We start from the raw sequence: 4038 nt of genomic DNA, 5'->3' as shown, positions 1-4038 counted from the left end.
TTTCATTTCATTTTTTATTCTTAAATATATTATGTTTATCTTTTAAGCATTCAATCGTATTAAATAGTATTTCTAATTCTATAATTTCGTTTTATAAATTTTTTAATTCGATAATTGGCGTTTTATCTTTAAGCGCTTGTTATAAAAAATTAATATATTTTAGGAGGACATTATGTCTAAATTAAAACGAGTTTTTACTCACAAATCAAAATTATTTCTAATTTTAGTAGGTATGATATTGGCTTTATCATGCGAAAGTCCTTTGGGAGATGAAGGAACTGGAGGAGGCACTGACGGAGGAGATATTGGAGGTGAAGTTTCTGGAGGTGAAGGCGCAGGCGGCGGACAGACTGTAGGAAGTAATAATTACACGCTTCATAAAGGTTCTTTATCGCAAATTCAACAAAGACAATTAATGGACCCGAACAATAATTATAAGGTTTTATTTAAGAAAGGGGATTATGGTTCAAAATATTTCAGAATACCCGCGTTAATCTGCACTTCAAATGGAACGATTTTAGCCGCTGCTGATAGAAGATACGAAAAAACTGCAGACTTGGGCAAAAGTAGCAAAATAGATGTTATCGTTAGAAGAAGCGAGGATTTGGGAACTACTTGGAGTAATCCTATAGTTGTCGCTAACACTGCCACAAGTTCTTCAGATAGCTATGGGGACGCTTTCTTTATTAATTGTCATAACGGCGATGTTTTATGCGGATTTATAACCGAACCTGGAATTCAACAAGATAATAAAGGCGAAACTGTTATTTACAGAAGCAAAGACGATGGTAGAACTTGGACTAAACAATTTAGTTTTCTCCCTACGACTATAAATGATGCTAAGAAAGGTTTTGGAGCTTCTGGACAGGGTTTAACTTTAAGAAATGGAGTTAATGCAGGGGCTAAAAAATTAATGTTTGCATATTTTCAATGGAATAAATCTAGCGGTTTAAGCGTAACCGCAATGGTTTCAGAGAATGACGGAGTTAGTTTCACGCGGTATGGAAATATCAAACCTTCAGACAATAATATAGACGAAACAAAAGCTATTGAACTCTCTGACGGAAGCATAATGCTTAATCATAGAAAAGGAGTATATCAGGGAGGTAGGGCTTGGAGCAAATCTACGGACGGAGGAAAAAATTGGACTTATCAAGGAATTGACGGCGAAGTTTTGGACCCTGGCAATAACGCAGATTTTACAAGATACGAATTCAACGGCAGACATATAAAAACCGCTAAACATATTTTAATGATTAACGCTAACGTCAATAAAGCAAATAGTTGGTTTACGGCAAGAAAAAATCATACAATTAGAATGACGGATAACGATTTTGGAAATGGAAACGGAACTTCTACGGGAAAGTATATTTATACAAAACAGCTTGTAAACGGAGGCGAAAATCTTTATTCGGGCTATCCTTCCATAACCGTTTTGCCAGATGGAACTATTGCAACTCTAACGGAAGAAACGACCGTTAATGAGCAAGATGCCTACGATATTGTTTTCAGAAGATTTAATTTGTGTTGGCTTTCTGGAGGCAAAGAATATGTAAATTACGATACCGATAATTTATTTCAATATAAAAATTAGAAAAAGGATGTTAGAAAGTGAAAAAATATTTATTAATTACAGCTTTAACGATTTTATTTAGTTTATCAAATCTATATGGTTATTATGCATCGGAAAATTTCATAGATTTTTTTGTTCATAGTAATCAGTTAAGAGTAAGAACCGACAGGCTCGGAGTATTGCATGGCACGGATTACCTTCGCGTTGCGGTAGGTTTAACTTCGGCAAATAATGTATCCGATTATATTTTCCATAATGTAGATAATGTTCAACAAACTAACGCCATCAATACTTTTGTGCCTTCCGCGTTAGTCGGCATAGGTTATGAAGCGGGATTTTGGGGCATAGGTTTTGGTTATGAATTTACATATAAAAGCGATGCCTATATGGTTCATACCCCTATGATAACCGCCACCGCTTTGGACGATGATTTTAGAATAAATGTTCCCATTTCAATAGGAATAGGTTCTAAAAGTAAAAAGGAAGTTACGGATTTAAGAGGCGCTATGGTAATATCTACGGGAATAGAGGCAAGGTATTATATTCGCCGTTCTGTATTTAGCCATTTGAGATTATATCTTAATTACGGCAATTCGTATATAGAAAATGTGTTGAATAAATCTCAAAAGATAAGACAGCAGTCTGTGGGTTTTCAAGCGAGATTATATTTCCAAGTAGAAACCGATACGGTATTAATCGAGCCAATAATTCGTTTCCAATTCGACCAAGCTTTGAATAGTAAGATAAACGAATCGATAGATAGAAGAGCTATATATGATAATTTCAATATAACCGCTAAAGGTTTTACTCCTTACTGGCCTCAAACCGGACCGGGAAGCACTGCGGGAGCGCATGCTAATCCTGATACTGGAGCGGGAATACAGGGAGGATATATAGCCTCTATTCCGGGAAATTTCTACGCTATAGAACCTTATAGAATAGGTTTGGCTTTACCCGTAGGTTTTACGGCAACCTCTCAAGATGAAAATATACATTTTTATCTTGAACCCGCTTTATCCTTTACTATGATAAACGCTAAACATATTTACACAATTTATGGAGAGACGCCAGAAAGAAAAACTCCTTTCATGGCTTTAGGATATGTGGTTTATGGAGAATTATATATAAGACCCGTTAAAAATTTGGAGTGGTATTTTGAACTTCAAACTGGCGGAGTGACTATAGCCGACACTTTAAAAAGTTTGAATTCGACTTCTATGGTTCTTAATGCCAATACGGGATTAACATATTATTTTTAGTTTTTTCTCTTATAATAGAATGATTAAATATATAGAGCTATCCTTTTTGGATAGTTCTATACATAATAATTTATAAATATGCCTAATTAAAAAAACAGCAAATTGAATTTTTAATTGTTTTAATATTGACATAGAAAATTAAATTATATAAACTATAAAGAGATAAAATAAAAATTGCCGACTAATAAAAATTTTGGCGAAAGGATTAATATGTTTTTTGATTTAAGTTTAGACAAACTGAAGGAGTATAAAGGAAGCTCCGAAAAACCTAAAGATTTCGATTCTTTTTGGGAAAGAACATTGAAAGAAAATTCGCATGACGCGGACGCTAAATACGAGTTAAAGAATGATTATTGTTTAAAATTATTCGACACTTGGGAAGTTAATTTTGCGGGTTTCGGCGAAAATAGAATCTACGGCTGGTATATCGCCCCGAAAGATTCCAAAGGCAAAAAATTAACTTGTATAATGCAATATCCGGGTTATGGCGGAGGAAGAGATTTTCCTTATAAGTATTTGATGTATCCGTCCGCTGGTTATTCCACTTTCGTTATGGAAGCGAGAGGACAGGGAGCGGAAGGAATAACAAACGGCGGAAACTTGACTTACGACCCTTCGAGTTATGGACCTCATTCTGACGGCTTTATGACGAAAGGAATATTGAATAAAGACGAATACTACTACAGAAGAGTTTTTATCGATTCCGTTAAAGCTATCGAGGCGGCTAAACAACATGAACTAACGGACAAAATCGTAATAAGCGGAATAAGTCAGGGAGGAGGCATGTCTCTTGCGTCAACATATTTGGCGGGAAAACTCGATATAAAAATCGAGGCTTCTTTGATAGATGTTCCTTTTTTATGCGATTTTAGAAGAGCGACTACTATTGTGGATAGCGACCCTTATCGTCAAATTGCAAGATTTTGTATAGCCGAAAGAAATAAAGAGAATCAAGTATTTGAAACTCTTTCCTACTTTGACGGAGTATTTTTTGCAAAAGGTTGCAAAACCAAAGCTTTATTTTCAACGGCTTTAATGGATATGATATGTCCGCCGTCTACGGTATTTGCGGCTTATAATAATTATGCTGGAGAAAAGAATATAGAAGTATATACTTTCAACGGGCATGAAGGAGGCGATAACGAACATAATCATAGAAAATTGACTTTTTTAAATAAACATGGAATTTAAAAAGGTTATAAGGTA

General features: G+C 34.9%; 3 protein-coding genes. All 3 read left to right on the top strand.

Annotated features, from left to right (window positions below; translation table 11 throughout):
- The first annotated feature begins 172 nt into the window (after nucleotides 1-172).
- The 3 genes from EZH24_RS08315 (at nucleotide 173) to EZH24_RS08305 (ending at nucleotide 4023) form a co-directional block, all read left to right on the top strand.
- A complete protein-coding gene (locus EZH24_RS08315) occupies nucleotides 173-1594 on the top strand; it encodes a sialidase family protein (protein ID WP_137998689.1) in 1422 nt (473 codons plus the stop codon).
- 17 nt (nucleotides 1595-1611) lie between these two features.
- Entirely contained in the window at nucleotides 1612-2832 is a 1221-nt protein-coding gene (locus EZH24_RS08310; RefSeq protein WP_137998687.1) for a cell surface protein, read from the top strand.
- 210 nt (nucleotides 2833-3042) lie between these two features.
- The gene (locus EZH24_RS08305) at nucleotides 3043-4023 is read left to right on the top strand and encodes an acetylxylan esterase (RefSeq protein WP_137998686.1); all 981 of its coding nucleotides are present in this window, start codon (nucleotides 3043-3045) and stop codon (nucleotides 4021-4023) included.
- Nucleotides 4024-4038: the final 15 nt, after the last annotated feature.

The sequence above is a fragment of the Brachyspira catarrhinii genome, from assembly GCF_005518285.1.
Taxonomy (GTDB): domain Bacteria; phylum Spirochaetota; class Brachyspiria; order Brachyspirales; family Brachyspiraceae; genus Brachyspira; species Brachyspira catarrhinii.
Note: the sequence above shows the minus strand (reverse complement) of the source record. Positions and strands in the feature narration are given on the sequence as shown.